The organism is Pseudochelatococcus sp. B33 (assembly GCF_053570585.1).
This window is the reverse complement of record NZ_JBSEFH010000012.1, coordinates 80,786-99,072: the sequence shown is the minus strand read 5'-3', so window position 1 is coordinate 99,072 and position 18,287 is coordinate 80,786. Positions and strand designations below refer to the sequence as shown.

General features: G+C 63.0%; 16 protein-coding genes. All 16 read right to left on the bottom strand.

Features of this window, described 5'->3' with window-relative positions:
• Positions 1–2 precede the first annotated feature (2 nt).
• Entirely contained in the window at positions 3–1,205 is a 1,203-nt protein-coding gene (locus ACUSIJ_RS14815) for a pyridoxal phosphate-dependent aminotransferase (RefSeq protein ID WP_449309175.1), read from the bottom strand.
• A complete protein-coding gene (locus tag ACUSIJ_RS14810; protein ID WP_449309174.1) occupies positions 1,202–2,821 on the bottom strand; it encodes a hydantoinase B/oxoprolinase family protein in 1,620 nt (539 codons plus the stop codon). Before ACUSIJ_RS14810 ends, ACUSIJ_RS14815 begins: the two co-directional genes overlap by 4 nt.
• Positions 2,818–4,929: a hydantoinase/oxoprolinase family protein gene (locus ACUSIJ_RS14805; RefSeq protein ID WP_449309173.1), complete on the bottom strand. Its 2,112-nt coding sequence runs from the start codon at positions 4,927–4,929 to the stop codon at positions 2,818–2,820. The genes ACUSIJ_RS14810 and ACUSIJ_RS14805 overlap by 4 nt, the downstream gene beginning before the upstream one ends.
• Positions 4,926–6,596 carry a thiamine pyrophosphate-dependent enzyme gene (locus ACUSIJ_RS14800; RefSeq protein ID WP_449309172.1) on the bottom strand — a complete coding sequence of 557 codons (1,671 nt, stop codon included), beginning with the start codon at positions 6,594–6,596 and terminating at the stop codon, positions 4,926–4,928. Before ACUSIJ_RS14800 ends, ACUSIJ_RS14805 begins: the two co-directional genes overlap by 4 nt.
• 101 nt (positions 6,597–6,697) lie before the next feature.
• Entirely contained in the window at positions 6,698–8,119 is a 1,422-nt protein-coding gene (locus ACUSIJ_RS14795; protein ID WP_449309171.1) for an FAD-binding oxidoreductase, read from the bottom strand.
• A gap of 24 nt (positions 8,120–8,143) precedes the next feature.
• Positions 8,144–8,902 carry an amino acid ABC transporter ATP-binding protein gene (locus ACUSIJ_RS14790; protein ID WP_449309170.1) on the bottom strand — a complete coding sequence of 253 codons (759 nt, stop codon included), beginning with the start codon at positions 8,900–8,902 and terminating at the stop codon, positions 8,144–8,146.
• Positions 8,903–8,911: 9 nt separating this feature from the next.
• Positions 8,912–9,985: an amino acid ABC transporter permease gene (locus ACUSIJ_RS14785; RefSeq protein WP_449309169.1), complete on the bottom strand. Its 1,074-nt coding sequence runs from the start codon at positions 9,983–9,985 to the stop codon at positions 8,912–8,914.
• Positions 9,986–9,988: 3 nt separating this feature from the next.
• Positions 9,989–11,152 carry an amino acid ABC transporter permease gene (locus ACUSIJ_RS14780; protein ID WP_449309168.1) on the bottom strand — a complete coding sequence of 388 codons (1,164 nt, stop codon included), beginning with the start codon at positions 11,150–11,152 and terminating at the stop codon, positions 9,989–9,991.
• Positions 11,153–11,225: 73 nt separating this feature from the next.
• The gene (locus tag ACUSIJ_RS14775) at positions 11,226–12,278 is read right to left on the bottom strand and encodes an amino acid ABC transporter substrate-binding protein (RefSeq protein WP_449309167.1); all 1,053 of its coding nucleotides are present in this window, start codon (positions 12,276–12,278) and stop codon (positions 11,226–11,228) included.
• A gap of 115 nt (positions 12,279–12,393) precedes the next feature.
• Positions 12,394–13,302 carry a LysR substrate-binding domain-containing protein gene (locus tag ACUSIJ_RS14770; RefSeq protein WP_449309166.1) on the bottom strand — a complete coding sequence of 303 codons (909 nt, stop codon included), beginning with the start codon at positions 13,300–13,302 and terminating at the stop codon, positions 12,394–12,396.
• An 83-nt stretch (positions 13,303–13,385) separates the two neighbouring features.
• Positions 13,386–14,135 carry an SDR family NAD(P)-dependent oxidoreductase gene (locus tag ACUSIJ_RS14765; RefSeq protein ID WP_449309165.1) on the bottom strand — a complete coding sequence of 250 codons (750 nt, stop codon included), beginning with the start codon at positions 14,133–14,135 and terminating at the stop codon, positions 13,386–13,388.
• A 10-nt stretch (positions 14,136–14,145) separates the two neighbouring features.
• Positions 14,146–14,859 carry an SDR family oxidoreductase gene (locus tag ACUSIJ_RS14760; RefSeq protein ID WP_449309164.1) on the bottom strand — a complete coding sequence of 238 codons (714 nt, stop codon included), beginning with the start codon at positions 14,857–14,859 and terminating at the stop codon, positions 14,146–14,148.
• Between the two features lie 208 nt (positions 14,860–15,067).
• Positions 15,068–15,790, bottom strand: coding sequence for an ABC transporter ATP-binding protein (locus tag ACUSIJ_RS14755; protein ID WP_449309163.1), 723 nt, complete (start codon positions 15,788–15,790; stop codon positions 15,068–15,070).
• The gene (locus ACUSIJ_RS14750) at positions 15,787–16,545 is read right to left on the bottom strand and encodes an ABC transporter ATP-binding protein (protein WP_449309162.1); all 759 of its coding nucleotides are present in this window, start codon (positions 16,543–16,545) and stop codon (positions 15,787–15,789) included. The genes ACUSIJ_RS14755 and ACUSIJ_RS14750 overlap by 4 nt, the downstream gene beginning before the upstream one ends.
• Positions 16,542–17,420: a branched-chain amino acid ABC transporter permease gene (locus ACUSIJ_RS14745; protein WP_449309161.1), complete on the bottom strand. Its 879-nt coding sequence runs from the start codon at positions 17,418–17,420 to the stop codon at positions 16,542–16,544. The genes ACUSIJ_RS14750 and ACUSIJ_RS14745 overlap by 4 nt, the downstream gene beginning before the upstream one ends.
• Positions 17,420–18,286 (bottom strand): branched-chain amino acid ABC transporter permease, encoded by an 867-nt coding sequence (locus ACUSIJ_RS14740; RefSeq protein ID WP_449309160.1) that lies wholly within the window; start codon positions 18,284–18,286, stop codon positions 17,420–17,422. The genes ACUSIJ_RS14745 and ACUSIJ_RS14740 overlap by 1 nt, the downstream gene beginning before the upstream one ends.
• Between the last annotated feature and the right edge of the window lies 1 nt (position 18,287).

The following is an 18,287-nucleotide window of genomic DNA, read 5'->3' as shown; positions in this document are numbered from 1 at the left end:
GCTTACTCCAGTTCGTCCACGGCGGTCCCGATGCGGGACACGGCCTCGGTCAGGGTCTCGTCGGCGGTGGCTGTCGAGATGCGGAAATAGGGCGACAGGCCATAGGCAAGGCCGGGAACCGGCGATACCCGCCCCCGGTTCAGAAGGTAGTGGGACACTGCGACGTCGTTCTCCAACACTGTGCCGTCCGGCGTGCGGCGCCCGATCAGGCCGGTGCAGCCGATATAGGCGTAGAACGCCCCTTCGGGAGCGACGAGCGTCAGGCCGTCGATACCGGCGATACCCTCGACCACAAGATTTCTCCGACGCTCGAAGGCATGGCGGAACCGCGCCACCTCGTCCTGCGGACCGTTGAGGGCAGCCACGGTCGCTGCCTGGGCGATCGAGCAGACGGAGGTGACGGATTGGCTCTGGATCGTCGCCATCGCCTTGAGCAGTGGCGCGGGCCCGGCGGCATAGCCGACGCGCCAGCCCGTCATGGCATAGGACTTGGCGACGCCGTTGACGATCAGGCTCCGGTCCCTGAGTTCCGGGCAGGCCTTGCCGAAGGAGACGAAGGGACGCCCGTCGAAGATGATGTGCTCGTAGATTTCATCGGACAGCACCAGCACCTGCGGGTGCCGCGCCAGAACCGCGCCGAGCGCTTTCAGATCGGCTTCGGAATAGACTGCACCGGTGGGATTGCCGGGCGTGTTGAGGAACAGCCATTTGGTGCGCGGCGTGATCGCCGCCTCCAGCCGTTCCGCGGTCAGACGATAGCCCGTCGTCTCCGGACACTCCACGATCACCGGCGAACCGCCGAGCAGCTTCACCATTTCCGGGTAGGAAACGAAATAGGGGGCAGGCAGGATCGCCTCGTCGCCCGGCTCCAGCGTTGCCAGGAGGGCGTTGAAGATGATCTGCTTGGCACCGTTGGCGACAACGATATCGTCCGCGCCATAATCGAGCCCGTTCTCGCGCCGGAACTTGGCGGCAACGGCCTCGCGCACGGCAGGTGTGCCGGCGGCAGCGGTATAGAGCGTCTCACCCGCCCTTGCGGCCGCGAAGGCAGCGTCGATGATGTGCGAAGGGGTCGGAAAATCCGGCTCGCCGAGGCCAAGATCGATGACGTCTATCCCCTGCGCCCGCAGCGCCTTGGCCGCCTGCGATGCGGCCATGGAGGCGGACGGCTTCACGACCGACAGCCGGGATGCGATGTAGCTCATCTGGTTTCCTCCGTAATGTATCCTCTGGTCAGGTCGAGTTGGCGCGCCTCGGCCCTGCGGCGCTCGGCCGGGCCGTAGCCGCCGCCGCCGGGCAGTTCGAGGACGAGGCGGCGGCCGGCCGGCACGTGCTGCCAACCCTTCGGCCGCATCAGCGTGCCGTCGTCGAGCCGCACGACGCCCGCGCGGCCGGCCGCTCCCCCTGCCCTTCCCCTGGCGGGATGGCGGACGCGATCGAACATGGCGGAGAAGTCGAACTCATGCCCGTCGAGCGCCTCTATCTCGATGATCTGGCCGAGGCCTCCGCGAAACTCGCCGTCTCCGCCGGAATCGGGCCGCAGTTCCTTGCGCCAGACGACGATCGGGCCGGTATTCTCAGTCGCCTCGATCGGCATGGTGTGGACGCCGGAAGGGAAAGCCGTGGCCGACAGGCCGTCGAGCCCCGGGCGGGCGCCCATGCCGCCGGAATTGAACATCAGCACCTCGGCGTGGCGGCCTTCCACGCCGGCGACGGGACGAACCGAGATATGGATGTTCCACAGGGCCGCCGCTCCCTCGGCGAGAATCCGGTCCGGCAGCGCGCGGGCCAGCGCACCGAGGATCAGATCCGGCACCATGTGCCCGATGACGTGGCGCAGGGATACCGGCGCGGGACGGGCGGCGTTGAGAATGTTGGTGGGCGAGGATACCGTAAACAGGGCAAGCGACGCCGCGTTATTGGGAATATCCGGCGCCACGACGCACTTGAGTGCATAGCAGGCATAAGCCTTGCTGTAGATGATCGGAACGTTGATGCCCCAGCGGCTCTGCGGATCGCTCCCGGAAAAGTCGACATGCAGCCCGTCTTCGCCGATGGTCACGGCGGCAGCAAGCTTCACCGGCTCGTCATAACCGTCGGTTGTCAACTCGTTGGACCAGCTGCCCTTTGGCAAGCCGGCGATGCGGGTAAGCATCGCCTCCCGGGTGCGCGAGAAGATGAAGTCGCCAAGTTCGTCGAGCGAGGCGAGCCCGGCCTCGCGCATCATGTCGATGAGCCGGCGGCTGCCGACATCGTTGCAGGCGGCGAGCGAATAGAAGTCGCCGACCACTTGGTTCGGCTCACGCACGTTCACCCGCAGCAGGTGCACGAGGTCGCGATTGACCACGCCCCTCTCGGCGAATTTCATGATCGGGATCTGGATGCCTTCCTCGTAGACGGACTTGCCGTCCGCACCGAAACCGCGCCCGCCGACATCGACCACATGGGCCGTGCAGGCGAAGAAGGCGACGAGCCTGCCGTCGAGGAAGGACGGCGATACCATGGTGATATCGTGCAGATGCCCCGTGCCGAGCCAAGGGTCGTTGGTGACGTAGGTATCGCCCTCGAACATCTCATCGCGTGGAATCGCGGTCATGAAATGGGCAACCGCTTCGGCCATCGTGTTGACGTGGCCGGGCGTTCCGGTCACGGCCTGGGCCAGCATCTCGCCCTGCGGGTTGAAGATACCGGCCGACAGGTCGCCCGATTCACGGACCGAAGTCGAGAAAGCAGTGCGCAGCAGGGTCAGCGCCTGCTCCTCGACAACGGATACCAGACGGTTCCACATCACCTGCATGCGGATATTGCCAATGTCGCTCATGCCTCGATCTCCTTGCGGACGAGCAGGATGGAACCGTCGTCCTGCAACACGGCGTCGAACGGAGTCGTAACGACCGTGGAGGTTTCGCGCTCCACGATCACGGCTGGTCCGGGAACCCGGTCACCGGGCCGCAGATCGGTGCGCTCGATGATGAGCGACGGTTGCATCGAAGCCGTCGCCGGGTCGAAGACGTCGCGTGCGATCGCAGACGAAACGGTGCGATGGCCGAGCGTGATCTCGTGGCGCAAAGGTGCTGCCTGCTCGTCCTGCGCCTTCACCGACCACGTGACGACCTCGATCTCCAGCCCATCGAGGCCATCGATCGCGCGGCCGAAGAAGTGGGCATAATGGGAACGGAACTCATCCTTCAGCCATGCCGCATCGCGGGCGTTGAAAGCGCGGTCGGGCAAGGGAACGGGGATCTCCCAGCCCTGCCCGGCATAGCGCATGAAGGCGGTGATCTCGCGCACGATCCGGCCATCGGTGCCAGCCCGCACGAAGCCTTCCGCCGTCGTCTTCAGACTGTCGAGCAGCGCGTTGACCTCATCGGCATCGAAGCGCGCCAGCCGTACAAGCCGCGAAGCGAGCGCCTCGTAGCCGAACGGCGCCTTGAGAAAGCCGATGGCCGAGCCGACGCCTGCGCCTTCCGGCACCAGACAGCGGTCGATGTCGAGCTTCTCGCACAGTCTTGCGGCGTGCAGCGGCGCCGCACCGCCGAAAGCAATCATGATGTTGTCGGAGATGTTCTTGCCGTTTTCCACCGCGTGAACGCGCGCGGCATTGGCCATGTTCTCGTCCACCACCTCACAGATGCCGAAAGCAGCCGGCAGGGTGCCAAGCGACAGCCGATCACCGATATGGCGCCCGACGGCGGCTTCCGAAGCGCCGCGATCGAGCCTGATCGCGCCGCCGGCGAAATTGTCGGGGTCGATCTTGCCGAGAAGCAGGTCAGCGTCGGTAATGGCGGGCCTTTCGCCGCCACGCCCGTAACAGGCGGGGCCGGGTTCGGACGCCGCGCTTTCCGGCCCCGTCTGGATGCGGCCCATGGCGTCGATCCAGGCGATGGAGCCGCCACCCGCGCCGATCTCGATCATCTCGATGACGGGGACCGAGATCGGCATGCCTGATCCCTTGCAGAAGCGGTAGGTTCGCGCGACCTCGAAGGTGCGGGCCGTACGCGGTGTGAAATCCTCGATGAGACAGATCTTCGCTGTGGTGCCGCCCATGTCGTAGGACACGACGGACGAGATGCCGAAACGGCGGGCGATGTCGGCTGCAAAGATCGCGCCGCCAGCGGGGCCGGATTCGACGAGCCGCACTGGAAATTCCGACGCCGTCTCGACCGAGATCAAACCGCCGCCCGAGTGAATCATGAAGACGGGCGCGCTCACGTCCATCTGCTTCAGCCGCTCCTGCAGGCGCAGCAGGTACTCACCGATCTGCGGACGCACATAGGCGTTGGCGCAGACGGTGTTGAACCGCTCGAACTCGCGCATCTGGGGTGAGACCTCGGCGCTGAGCGAAATCGGAATGTCGAGCTTGCGGGCAAGGATGTCCCGTGCCCGTTTCTCATGAGAGGGGTTGGTGTAGGAGTGGATGAAGCCGATGGCGACGGCCCCGAAACCCTCAGCCGCGATCCTGTCGGCGATCGCCTCAAGCGCCGCCTCGTCCAGAGGCTGAAGCTCCTGCCCTTCCGCACCGATGCGGCCGGCGACCGTGTAGCGGTGTTCGCGCGGGATCAGCGGCGGGGGCAGGCGCAGGTTGATGTCGTATTGCTCGAAGCGGTTTTCCGTCCGCATCTCGATGACGTCGCGAAACCCCTCGGTGGTGACGAAAGCCGTCTTCGCACCCCGGCGCTCGATCAGCGCATTGGTGGCAAGCGTCGTGCCGTGAATGACGAGGTCGAGATCGCCGAAGGCGATGCCGGCCTGCTTCACCACCTCCTCGATGCCGTCGAGGATCGCCTGTTCGGGTGCGGCGTAATTGGTCAGAACCTTGGTCGAATAGATCGTGCCCCGGACATCGAGCGCGATGTCGGTGAACGTGCCTCCTATATCCGCTCCAAGACGAATGCTATTTGGGCGGCTGTCACTTGTTCGTCTGGTCATTCCTTGGCCTTCAGCGAAGCGAGCGCGGCGGCGCGCATCTGGGAAAGGGTCTGGCGCGGCGTGAGCGCCTCCGCGGCGATATCGAGATCGAGAACCGCGCCGCTCTCGGATGCGAGTGCGCGCTCGAATGCCGCGGGAAAATCGGCGGTCGTGACGACGCGCTCGGCATGGAAGCCGTAGGCGCGGGCGATCGCGACGAAATCGGGGTTCCGCAGCGTCGTACCGGAAACGCGCGCGGGAAAGTTGCGCTCCTGATGCGCACGGATGGTGCCGTAGATGCCGTTGTTGAGGATGAGGACAATCGGTTGCGCGCCTGCCTGCATGGCGGTCCCGAGTTCCTGACAGTTCATCTGGAAATCGCCATCGCCGGCGAAGCACACGACGACGCGCCCGGGATACGCGACCTTGGCGGCGATGGCGGCGGGCAATCCGTAGCCCATCGCGCCCGATTGGGGCGCGAGCAGTCGCGCCTTTTCGCCGAAGCGGAAGAACTTGTTCGGCCAGACCGTGAAGTTGCCGGCACCGTTGGTGAGGATGGCGTCGGGAGGCAACGCCTCGCCCAGCCATTGCATGACCGCGACCATGTCGACGGGGCTCGGCTGCGCCGGCGCGTCGAAGGCCTTCTCGTAGTCGGCCCGCGCCGTCGTGCGCCACTGCGCCCATGGGCCGGAGACCGGCGTCAGCGCGCCGGTGAAGGCATTCGGGCCGGCCTGAATGCCGAGGGCGGGCTGATAGATCTTGCCGATTTCGCGGTCCGAGGCGTGGACATGGATCAGCGTCTGACGGGCGCAGGGAACCGACAACAGGCTGTAGCCGTCCGTCGTCATTTCGCCGAAGCGGACGTTGATGGCGAGGATCACGTCGGCCTCGCCGATCAGGCGGCGCACGTGCGGCGGCATGCCGACACCGGCCTCGCCTGCGAACACCGGCGAATGATTGTCGAATTGATCCTGGAAGCGGAACGCAGCGACGACGGGAATGTCGGATGACTCTGCGAACGCCTTCAGCGACGCCCGCCCGGCATCGCTCCAGTTTGCCCCGCCGATCAGGATCAGCGGCTGTTGTGCCGCTTCGAGAATGCCCGTCGCCTCCTGGACGGCTTCGAGTGTCGCGCCCGGCTCCGATATCCGCGCCGCGCCGGCAAGGGGCGGCACGTCGGTTGATGCTGCCAGCACGTCTTCCGGCAGCCCAACGACGACGGGGCCGGGCCGGCCGGACAGCGCCGTGCTCCAGGCACGCGCGACAACCTCCGGGATCCGCTCGACCCGGTCGATCTCAACCGCCCATTTCGCGATGGCGCCGAATGCGGCGCGGTAGTCTATTTCCTGAAAGGCCTCGCGGCCTTTCATATCAGTACCGACCTGACCGACGAACAGGATCAAGGGCACACTGTCCTGCATGGCGGTGTGGACGCCGATCGCGGCATTGGTCGCGCCTGGGCCACGCGTGACGAAGCAGATGCCGGGTGTGCGGGTCAGTTTGCCATAGGCGGCGGCCATGAAGGCCGCGCCACCCTCGTTGCGGCACAGAATGTAGTCGAGCCTGCCCACCGTGTCATGCAGCGCATCGAGAACGGCAAGATAGCTTTCGCCGGGAACCCCGAAGCTTTTGGCCGCTCCGAGCGCCAGAAGACATTCGACGAGAAGCTGACCGCCATTACGCATCATTCACCTCTTTTTCTTGTATGCCGCCGGCCATCGCCGGCTCTGTCGGCCCGTCTGAAGGGTGCCCGTCCGCGCACCGGAGCGAAATGAAGAAATCCGGCCCATTATAAAGTTATTCTTTTTACCTGCCGGGCGACGATGACGCCGGGATTCAACAGGCCGTCCGGATCGAGCGCGCGTTTGAGGGTCGCCATCAGATTGCGCTCAACCGTGCTGCGCTGGCTGTCGGCGAGCGCGATCTTGCTGCGCCCGAGGCCGTGCTCGGCGGCGAAGCTGCCGCCCATCTGCGTCGCGAGCACGGCCAGCGCCTGGGCGATGTCCCTGCCCCGCCCGCTGAAATCGGCAGCGGACGGCGGCGGCGAGAGATTGAAGTGGATGTTGCCGTCGCCGAGATGGCCGAACGGATTGGCGCGAATGCCCGGCAGCAACCCGTCGCACAGCGTCCGCGCCTCGTCGACGTAATCCGCCACCCGGCCCGGGGGGACGGATATGTCATGCTTGAGCTGCGGGCCTTCCAGCCGTTGTCCCTCAGGCAGTTCCTCGCGCAGCTTCCAGAAATGCGCACGTTGCACGTTCGACGACGCCAGCGTGCCGTCAAGGACCAGCCCCTGTTCGAGCCCCCACTCGAACAGGGCCATCAGGATGTCGTCCAGCGGAACAAGGGAGGAAGCCGAACCGAGTTCGATCAAAAGATGCGTTTCGCCGCGCGTCTTCAATGGGAACCCGCCGACATCAAGGTGGTCGAGAACGAAAGACAGGCCCGTATCGGAAAAGAACTCCAGACCGGAGAGGAATTCCGCCGCCTCGGTGCGCACGCGAACGCCGAATTCGACGGCAGCAGCAAGGCTTGGTGCGGTCAGGAGTGCGGTCGTGCGCTGTCTGGGGGCAGGATAGAGCTTGAGGATCGCGCGGGTGACGACGCCCAGCGTGCCCTCCGCCCCGCAGAACAGCTTGCGAAGCTGGTAGCCGGCATTGTCCTTTTGTACCGCACGCAGGCCGTTCCAGACGGTGCCGTCGGCCAAGACGACTTCGAGACCGAGAACGAGATCCTGCGTCATGCCGTAGCGCAGTGCGTGGCTGCCGCCGGCGTTGGTGCCGATCAGCCCTCCGATCCGGGCACTGCCCTCCGCCCCGAGATGCAGCGGAAAAATCAGCCCGTGAGGCACGAGGCTTTCATGCAGCGTCGCCAGCACGGCTCCCGCCTCCACCTCGACCGAGCCGCTCGCCCGGTCCGGCTCAGCGATGCGAGCCATGCGCTCCAGAGACAGGATGACGCCATCGCCGCCGTCGACCACGCTGGCGCAGCAAAGGCCGGTGTTGCCGCCCTGCGGCACCACCGGCACGTCTGCGCGGGCGCAGATTTTCATCACCTGCGCGACTTCCTGCGTCGAGGCCGGCCGCGCCACGCCGAGCGGTTGCTCGCCGCAGCGGTCAAGCCAGTCGCGCCTGTAGGGCGCGGCATCCTCTCCGGAAAGCCAGCCTTTCGGGCCGAGCACCTGAGATAGCGGAGTAGCAAGGTCGGTCATGGCGCAGCCCCTTCATTCGCCACGTCAGTGCCGCAGAACCTGCGACAGGAACTGCTTCGTGCGCTCGTTGGTCGGCGAGACGAAGAACGTTTCGGGCGGTCCCTCCTCGACGATCTCGCCGGCATCCATGAAGATCACCCGGTCGGCAACGCGGCGGGCAAAGCCCATCTCGTGAGTGACGCAGATCATCGTCATGCCCTCGGAAGCGAGCGTGACCATGACATCGAGCACCTCGTTGATCATTTCCGGGTCGAGCGCCGACGTGGGTTCATCGAAGAGAAGGATTTCCGGCTGCATGCACAGCGCGCGCGCAATCGCCACGCGCTGCTGCTGGCCGCCGGAAAGCTGGCCCGGATATTTCAACGCCTGCTCCGGAATGCGGACCTTCTCCAGATACCGCATCGCGGTGGCTTCGGCCTGCGCACGGGGAATATTGCGCACCAGCGTCGGCGCCAGTACGCAATTCTCCAGCACCGTCATGTGCGGAAAAAGGTTGAAGTGCTGAAACACCATGCCGACCTCGCGGCGGATTTCGTCGATGCGGGCGACGTCGTCATTCAGTTCCGTGCCAAGAACGATAATGCGGCCCTCATCATGCTGCTCGAGCCGGTTGATGCAGCGGATCATCGTCGACTTGCCGGAACCGGAAGGGCCGCACACGACCACCTTCTGCCCCCTGGGCACGATCAGGTTTATGTTGCTCAGAGCCTTGAACGCTCCATAGTGCTTACTCATTGCCTCGATCTGGACGGCTGGCGTCTCTGGCGGCAGGATCTGGGTCATGACGAGTTCCTAGCGTGTGCCGATCGCCGTGCGCCACTCGAGGAAGGCGCCGTAGCGGGACAGGCTGAAAACGAAGACGAAATAGATGAGGGCGATGAACGCGTAGACCTCGACATAGGCAAAGGTCCACTCGCCGGTGCCATAGGCGGCATTACCCGACGCCAGAATCTCAAAGAAGCCGACGACGATGACGAGCGACGTTTCCTTGAAGGAGATCACGAACTGGTTGATCGTCGCCGGCAGCGCATTGCGCATCGCCTGCGGCAGAAGAATGCGGCTGATGCGATGCCAGTAGCGGATGCCGAGCGCCCTGGCAGCTTCTTCCTGTCCGTGTGCGACGCCCTGCAGGCCACCGCGCACGATCTCGGCCTGATAAGCGGCGAAGAACAACGCAGAGCCGACGATCACCCGATAGAGCTTGTCGCCCTGCAACCAGTTCGGCAGCATGAAAGGCACCACGACCGCGAAGGCGAACAGGATCGAGATCAGCGGCAGTGAGCGGACGCAATCGATGACGAGACCCGTCACGCGTGAGATCCACGGCAGCTCGGTCCGCCGCAGAAGCGCCAGGGCGATCGCCAGCGGAAAACCGATCAGGCAGGTGGAAACGAAGATGAACAGGGTAAGAGCAAGGCCGCCCCATGCCTCTTCTCCGACGTAACGCAGTCCGAAGACGCCGCCCTTCATGAGACCGTAGAACAGCACCGCGCCCAGTATCCAGACGGCCGCGATCCGCTTCCCGGTCCAGAAGGCCGGCAGGCAGCTCAGTACGATCATGACGACGACGACAAGACAGGCCAGCGCCGACCGCCACTGTTCCTCGTAAGGGTAGAGACCGAACATGATGATGCGCCAGCGATTGGCGATCACCGACCAGCAGGCTCCCTGCGCCCCCGCGCAGGCCGCGGGGCCGCCCTCGCCGGTAAATACAGCCGACAGGATCGCCCAGTCGAGTATCCTCCACGCGAGAGTGGCGAGCAGCAGCAGCGAGGCGAGCGAGAGCGCTGCCTGCAGCGGTGTCGGGAAAAAGCGCTTGCGCAGGCTCGAAAGCCGATAGCCGGCGGCAGTTTGGAGAGCTGTCATCCCTTAGCTCCGCAACTGGTTGCCCTTGAGGGCAATGGCCTTGTTGACATGATTGAACAGCGCGGCCAGGGACAGGTTGATGAGAAGAAAGCCCGCCATGAGAATTCCGATGGCCTCCAGCGTATTGCCCGACTGGTTGATGGTGATCGCCACGACCATGAAGAAATCGGTGAAGCCGATGGTGATGCCGAGCGTGGTCGCCTTGATGAGCCAGATGTACTGGTTGGCGAGGATCGGCAGCATAGCGCGCAAGGCCAGCGGCAGACGAACGTGGCAGAATATCCGCCACGGCGTCAGGCCGAGGGACTCGGCGGCCTCGACCTGCCCGCGACCGACAGCCTTGAAACCGCCGCGGACGATCTCGCCGATATAGGCCCCGCCGTAGATCGTCATCGCGATGACGAGAGCCGAAAACTCGGGCGAGATGCGCACGCCGCCGCGCAGGTTCAGCCCTTGCAACTGCGGCACGCTGAAGAGCGGTTCGCCCGGAACACGGCCGGCTACGAAAACCAGTACGGCAAGCGCCAGAAGGCCGAGGAACGCAACGAGACGCAGGCTGCGCCTTTCTCCAGGCGGACGGGCGATCCGGCGGGTGCCGCCCAGCCAGAGGGGAACGACAATCGCCGCGAGCAGGCAGACAGCAGATGCCAGCAGATATCCCCCGTCCACATTGGGAACGGGCGCGTAGATGCCGCGGCTGCTGAGCTTCAGGCCTCCGAAATCATAGGCGCCGCGCGGTGCCGGCAGGTGCGTCACGAAAGCGTACCAGAAGAAAACCTGGAGGATCAGCGGGATGTTTCTGAAGAAGTCGACGTAGATGCGCCCCAGAAGCCGGAGCATCTCGTTCGACGATATTCTCGCCAGACCGATCATCAGGCCGACCAGCGTGGCCAGCACGAGCCCGACCGTCCCGAGAAACAGCGTATTGACGAGCCCGATGACGAAAAACCACCAATAGGGGTCGTTCGGGGTCGCCGACAGCAAGGAGAAATTACCTTCCCAGCCGGTTGACCTCCACAGGAAGCCGAAGCCGGACACGATGCGCTGCTGCTGCATTGTCTGCTGCGCGTTCAGCCAGCCCCCGATGACGATATAGGCTATCGTCCCGACGAAGAGCGCTTGCAATAGCGCATTGCGGACTTTCTGGCGGCGCAACAAGGCAAACATGAGGGCTTTCTCCTGACAGGCTTTTTCCGAAACGGAGGCAGCCCCGCCCGCAACGCCGGGCGGGGCTGATCCGTCAGTCGATCAGGTAGGGGAAGAGAACGCCGCCGGCGTTCCACAGCGCCGTCATTTCGCGATCCATCTTATAGGGCGAGCCCGCACCGAGGTTGCGGTCGAAAATCTCGGCATAATTGCCGACATTCCTGATGACCTTGTAGGCCCAGTCATCGGGAAGGCCGAGACCCGAGCCCATGCCCGGCGTCACGCCCAGGAGCTTGCTGATTTCGGGGCTCGGTGGATTGGCGCGGATTTCGTCGACGTTCTGCGAGGTTATGCCTTCCTGCTCGGCGAACCACAGGACGGAAAGCGTCCAGTTGGCGATATCGACCCAGTTGTCGTCGCCCTGGCGCATCACGACGACTTCCGGCTCAAGCGCCAGCACGTCGGGCAGGATATCGTGCTCCTCGACATTGCCCTTTGCGACGCGCGCGATCGCCAGCACCGGCCCCCATTGGGTATAGAGGTCGCAACGGCCGGAGAAATAGGCCTGCTCCAGTTCCTCGGTCTTTTCGATCAAGACTGGCTCGAGCTTGATGCCGAGTTTGGCGGTATAGGAGGCGATCTGCTGCTGCTGGGTCGTGCCGGCAGGAATGCAGATCGTGCCGCCATCGGCGTCCTTGAGCGAGGCGAGACCCAGCTCCTTGTGCGCCATGATCTTGGTCGTGCCGAGATAATACGACAACGAGAACTGGAGGCCGAGGTCGGTATCGCGGCTGAGCGTCGCGCCCGATGCCTTGATGACGAGGTCGACCTCGCCCGACTGGAGCGCCGGCCAGCGCTGCGCCCAGCTGATCGGGATGATGGTCACCTTCGAGGGATCGCCCAGGACCGCAGTAGCAACGGCGCGGCACAGGTCGATGTCAAGTCCCTTCCAGTTGCCCTTGTCGTCGACCTCGGCGAAGCCGAGATAGGAACCGTCATGGCCGGTGCACAGGAGCGTGCCACGCGCCTTGACGGTTTCCAGCGTCTTGCCGCCGGCCGCCTCGGCGGCAGGCGCAAACTGGGTCATGGCGAGTGCAAGCGCCATGGCTCCCGATTTCAAGATCTTCATGGTCTTCTTCGTCTCCATTATTGTGATCTCCTCTGAATAAGAAACGTTATTGGGTGCGCGGCCGGGGCTGACCCTGAACACTTTCCGAACACCCGGCGGCGATGCCGCATCGGAATCCGAAATCGCAAAGTCCTCACAACACGCTCCACTCCTGCTGGATCAGCCAACGATGAAGCGCGGCAACGCTCTTCACCCGCAGATGCCCGCGCGGAAGCACGAGATAGAAGCCCGGAACCTCGTCGGCATTCATGCCGGCCAGCACGTCGCATCCGAGCGGAGCCACCAGAGCGCCGGAGCGCAGATCCTCCTCCGCGTCGGCGACGGAAAGGAGACCGACACCGATGCCCTGCAAGGTGGCACGGCGCATCGAGGCAGCGCTGTCGAAACCGATGCTTCTGCCGCCGTCCGCCGGTTCGACGCCGAGAAAACGCAGAATGTCCGGCCAAAGGCGCTTGGACTTGACCATATCGAGCAGGGTGAACCGGGTGAGATCTGCAGGGGTCGATATCTGTTCTCTGATTTGCAGGGTGCAGCAGATGATCTTCGGGTCGGGAACAAGCAACGTGCACTCGTACTCCGGCCAGTCGCCGTAACCCCACTGCACTGCCATGTCTATGTCGTCGCGGGCGAAGTCCGGTATGTCGATCATCGTGGTCAGGCGCAGGTCGGCACCCGGCAGGATCTCGCGAAAGGAGGACAGACGCGGCAGGAGATAGCGGGTTGCGAAGTAGGGGCTGGCATTGAGGTTGATGCGGTTGCGATAGGAGGCCTTCGTGACCCGCCGCACCCCCTCCGCAAACTCGTTGAAGCCGGCCTCCACATAGTGGGACAAGAGAATCGCCGACTCCGTCAGCTCGATCGAGCGTCCCCTGCGCTCGAACAGGGTAACCTGCAGCGTATCCTCAAGCAGCTTTATCTGCTGCCCCACGGCCTGGGGCGTCACCAGCAGTTCGTCGGCGGCCTGACGCAGGCTCCTGTGACGGGCGACCGCATGGAAGACCCGCAGGGCGTTGAGCGGGGGAAGGCGCAGCTTACCGCTCATCGTCTGTCCCTCCTTCTGTTCAGGGTGTCACCGCCGGATACACGGCGGTATCGGTTGCCCGACCGGCAGGGGGCCTGATGCGATCAGGCATAGATGTACCCGCCGGAGACGATGACGTTCTCGCCGGTCATGTATGTGTTCTTCGGGCCGCCGGTCATCAGCACCCATTCGGCGATCTCGGTCGGCTGCGCGCCGCGGCCCAGGGGGCTGGCCTTGGCAAGCTCCTCAAGGAAGCCGAGTGCGCGGGCGCGTTCCGTCGCCATGCCGGCCGGCGCAACCGAATTGACCAGAATGCCGTCCTTGGCGACATGATGCGCGAAGGAACGCGTGAGGCTGACGACCGCGGCCTTGGTCGCGGCGTAGTGGGCGTTCTGCGGGTGAGCTTTGAAGGCATCGACCGATGTCAGGTTGACGATGCGTCCCCGGATCTGATCCTTTGGCTCCTGCGCCTGCATGTGCCGGACGGCGGCCACCATCATGTGGTAGGTACCCTTGATGTTGATGCCGTTGGAGGCATCCCACTCGACATCCGTGATCTCAAGGAGCGGGCGGCGCGGATAGATTGCGGCGCAGTTGATCAACGTGTCGATTCGCCCCAGTTCCGATGCGACAGCATCGAAGGCGGCATGGGCTTGCGAACCGACCTGGATGTCACCTTCGGCAACGGCCGTCTGGAGGCCCTTCGCACGCGCCGGCTCGAGCGCGGCCTCCCCGGCCTGCCTATTGATGTCAACGATGCCGACCCTGGCGGCCCCGTCTTCGACAGCCATTTGGGCCAGCAAGGCACCGAGACCGGAACCGCCGCCGACAATAAGTACCGAAAGATCCTTCATATCCATCTCCTCACTTGCTTCCGCTCGGCGTGGTCGGGCGGGTTGGCATGATGTCGAAACGGGTCACGTCAGCCCATGCAGGTAGATCGAGCAGGGCGACCACCATTCTGGCCACATCCTCGGGCTGCACGGCGAGGTTGCCGGCATACATGGCAGCACGCGCCTCAGCCTCGAGTATGTCCTTGTAGAGTTGGGTTTCCACGCGGCCGGGCACGATCTCGGTCACGCGGACGCCGTATTGCGAAAGGTCCGCGCGCAGCGCGGCCGCAAAGCCAGCAATCGCCGCCTTGGTAGCGGAATAGACGGCAACATTAGGAAACGCGGCATGGGCCGCCGACGATCCTGTGAAGACAATATGGCCGGATTGCCGTTCCCGCATCTGCGGGACGATCAACCGAGTCAGCAGAATCGCCGCGCTGAGATTGACTTCCAGAACAGCATCAATGTCAGAAACCTTCATGTCAGCGAAGTTTCCGAGCGGAGGCATGATGCCGGCATTGTTGATCAGCACGTCGATATGCAGGCCGGTCACTGCCGCTTCGATCGCGTCGCGGTCGGTGACGTCGACGGCAACCGGGGTAATGCCGGGCCGCTCGGCGCGTAACTCTTCCAGAGCCGATCTGCTGCGGCCGACCGCATAAACATTATAACCGGCCTCGCTCAGCGAGACTGCAATGGCGCGCCCTATTCCGCTCGTCGCACCCGTGATGAAGGCTGTCTGCACACCTATTCCCCTTTTGTCTGTCGCGCATTGCGTGTCTTGGGCAACGCTAAGGAATCCGGAAAACCAGGAGGAGTGAACGCTTAGCTTCCAATCGGCACGATAGAAGCCATCCTCACAACCTTGAACAACATCACCATGTGTAGGTCAGAGGGCCTCCCTTCGATTTTCTCCTCAGGCTTCTACTGCACTTTCAGGTCGTTCTGGCGGATCAAGGCGAGTGCTCATCGCGATGGATGCCAAGGAACATTTCCGCAAGCGATGCATCTGCCAGAAGATCCGGCGCCGCACCCGAGGCCGCAACTTTGCCGAGATCCAGAATGTATCCCCGATCGCTCTTTGCCAGGCTCTGACGTGCTCTTTGCTCGATGATCAGCACTGAGCAATTGTGGCGGCGCAGTTCAACTACCCGCTGGAAAACCTGGTCGCTCAACGCCGGCGAAAGAGCCGCAGTAGGCTCATCCAGGACGATCAGCTTCGGTTGTGTCATCAGTGCACGGGCAAACGCGAGTTGCTGGCGTTCGCCTCCGGAAAGCGCGCGTGCCAGTGTCCGCTTACGTTCCCTCAGTGCTGGAAACTGCGCAAACATCTCTTCGATACGACGCGACCGTTCTTTAGCGGGGACGGGTGTCGAACTCAGATTCTCGATAATCGTGAGAGTGCTGAAGACATTGGCCACTTGTGGCACATAGCTGATCCCCAATTCAGCGCGTGCTTCGGCACTAAAAGCCAGCAGATCAATGCCATCGAAGATGATCTTGCCCCGGACGTGCGTGAGCAGGCCCATGATGGCCTTGACCAGCGTCGACTTGCCGGCACCGTTCGTCCCTGCGACGGTGACGATTTCCTGCTCCCCGACATGGATGTTCACCCCTTTGAGAATATCGCCCTCGCCGTAACCGCCGAACAACTCTTGGATGGAGAGCAGGCTCATGCTTCGCCTCCCATGTAGGCGAGGCGGATTCGCTCATCAGCCAGGACAACATCAGGTGCCCCGTCCCCTATGATCTCTCCGCGGTCCATGACAATCATACGCCCGACTAACCGGGACAGCGCGCCGATATTGTGCTCGATGATGAGAAAGCCGATGCCCCGCTCCTTCACTTCGCAGATACGCTCGGCAAGTTCCTCGATAAGAGCGGGATTCACGCCCGCAAAGGGTTCGTCGAGAAGGATGAAACTCGGTTCCAGCATAAGGACGCGGCCAAGTTCCATCAGTTTCTTCTGACCGCCGGAAAGATCACGGGCGAATTGTTCGCGCACCCTGGTCAATCGAAGGAACTCAAGAACGCCATCCGCTCGCTCGTGAAGCTCCTTCTCGTAACGGATGACGTTGCGTCTGGTAAACAGGACCTTGCCTACGCTGTCTCCCGGCTGATTCATTGCCGCAACGCACAGGTTTTCGTGGACGGTCAGATGCGAGAACGGACGGGGCACCTGAAACGTCCAGCCCAATCCGGCTCTGGCACGGCGATAGGCGCGCTGGCCCGTCAGATCGTGGCCGTGGAGTGAGACCGTGCCGCTATCAAGAGACTGCACGCCGTTGACAAGGCTGAATAGCGTCGTCTTGCCCGCCCCATTCGGGCCGATTAGCCCGGTGAGTTGCGCCGCGGGCGCCTCCATGCTGACGTTTCTCACGACAACAAGTCCGCCATAGGCCTTATTCAGGTTTGTCAGGACCAAGCTCATTTCTTGGTGTAATCCCCCAAAAGCCCCTGCGGACGCCATATGGCAAGCGCAATCAAGGCAAATCCGATGATGCTGAAACGGATGCTGGCCATCTCGACCTCCGATATGCCGATCGCGAAATCGCGTGAAAAACGCGACCCCTCCAGGAACAGCGTAAGTATCAGCGCACCCAGGAGAGGACCAGACAGTCGCCCGGCACCACCCATGATGACCGCGATCCAGACATAGAACGTCGTCAACGGCAGAAACTGATCCGGGCTGATGTAACCAATGTAGTGGCCATAGAGTGCGCCGGCGACACCGATAATCGCACTGCCGAGCGCAAAGACCCGTCGCTTGAATGCCAATGGCATCTTTCCAATGGCTTCCACGGCGATCTCATCGTCGCGAACGGCACGGATGGTTCTGCCAAACGGGCTCTTGATCAACAACACAAGCCCTACGGCGACGACAACGTTCGCGGTCACGATGATAGCAGCATTCGCGACATTGGCATCAAGGATGGGCAACGACATAGACGGAATGCCAGCGAGACCGCGCGTTCCGTTCGTCAGCCACTCTTCACTGACCGCTGTTATTCGGACAGTCTCGCTGAACCCCAACGTCACGATGGCCAGGTAATCCGACCTCAGGCCCAGACACAGTGTCGAGATCACAAGTCCCAGGATTCCTGCGAGCACCGCGCCTGCCGCGATCCCTGCGGCGACAGGCAGTCCATAGAGGGTCAGAACGGCGGAGCAATATGCTCCTGTCGCGAAGAAGCCTACGACGCCGAAATTGGCTAACCCGGAGAACCCGTACTGGAAGTTCAGTGCCTGAGCCATCAGCAAGTAGATGCCGCCGATCGAAATCAGAGTGAGCAGGTAATGAGTCATCACCGCACCTGTTCGACACGCCCGAAAATGCCTTCGGGACGAAGAATCAGAATTATCATCAAGACCGCATAGGAAAAGGCGGTCTTGTAGACGAACCCGACGAGCGGCGTGATCATCTCGCTCGACACGCCCAGCAGGACAGCTGCGACCACCGCACCGATAGGGTTGCCCAGCCCCCCCAATACCGCTGCAGCGAAGCCCGGCAGCAACAGGTTCCAACCCATTTCCGGATTGACGATGGTCTTCATACCCGTCATCACGCCACCCAATGAGGTGACAACACCAACCAGCGCCCAAAGAACGACCATCACCCTGTTCGTCTTGATGCCGCTGGCGCGGGCCAATTCCCTGTTATCCGCCAAGCACCGCACATGCAGGCCGATCTGCGTCAGGTAGAGAATACAGAACACAATGGCGAGCAGTCCGATTGAGGATAGCGATATCCAGATATCGATCGGCACGATCCGTATACCTTGGAAGACGAGCGCCTTGCGTATCGGATAATCAATGGGATATTGCCCGTGACCAGCGAAGAACGAAACAATGCCACGCATGAGGAAAGCCAATCCCACCGACGCGATCAGCGCCATGATGGGTGACGAGTGACTCAACCGCCGGAATACCAGCCAATATGAGGCCAGACTGATAAGGCAGACGCTTATGACCGATACAGCGATGCCGCCGGCAAGCGAAGTTCCGACTATCATCTGCGAGGCTACGACCGCATAAGCCCCCACGGTCATAAGGTCCCCGGTCGCGGCATTGGAAAAGCGCGCGACCGAAAAGCACAAGGTTACGGCCAGGGCGATTGTGGCAAGCAAAAGCCCCTGTACAGCGCCCGCGAGCGCGAGATTGACGTAGAACATG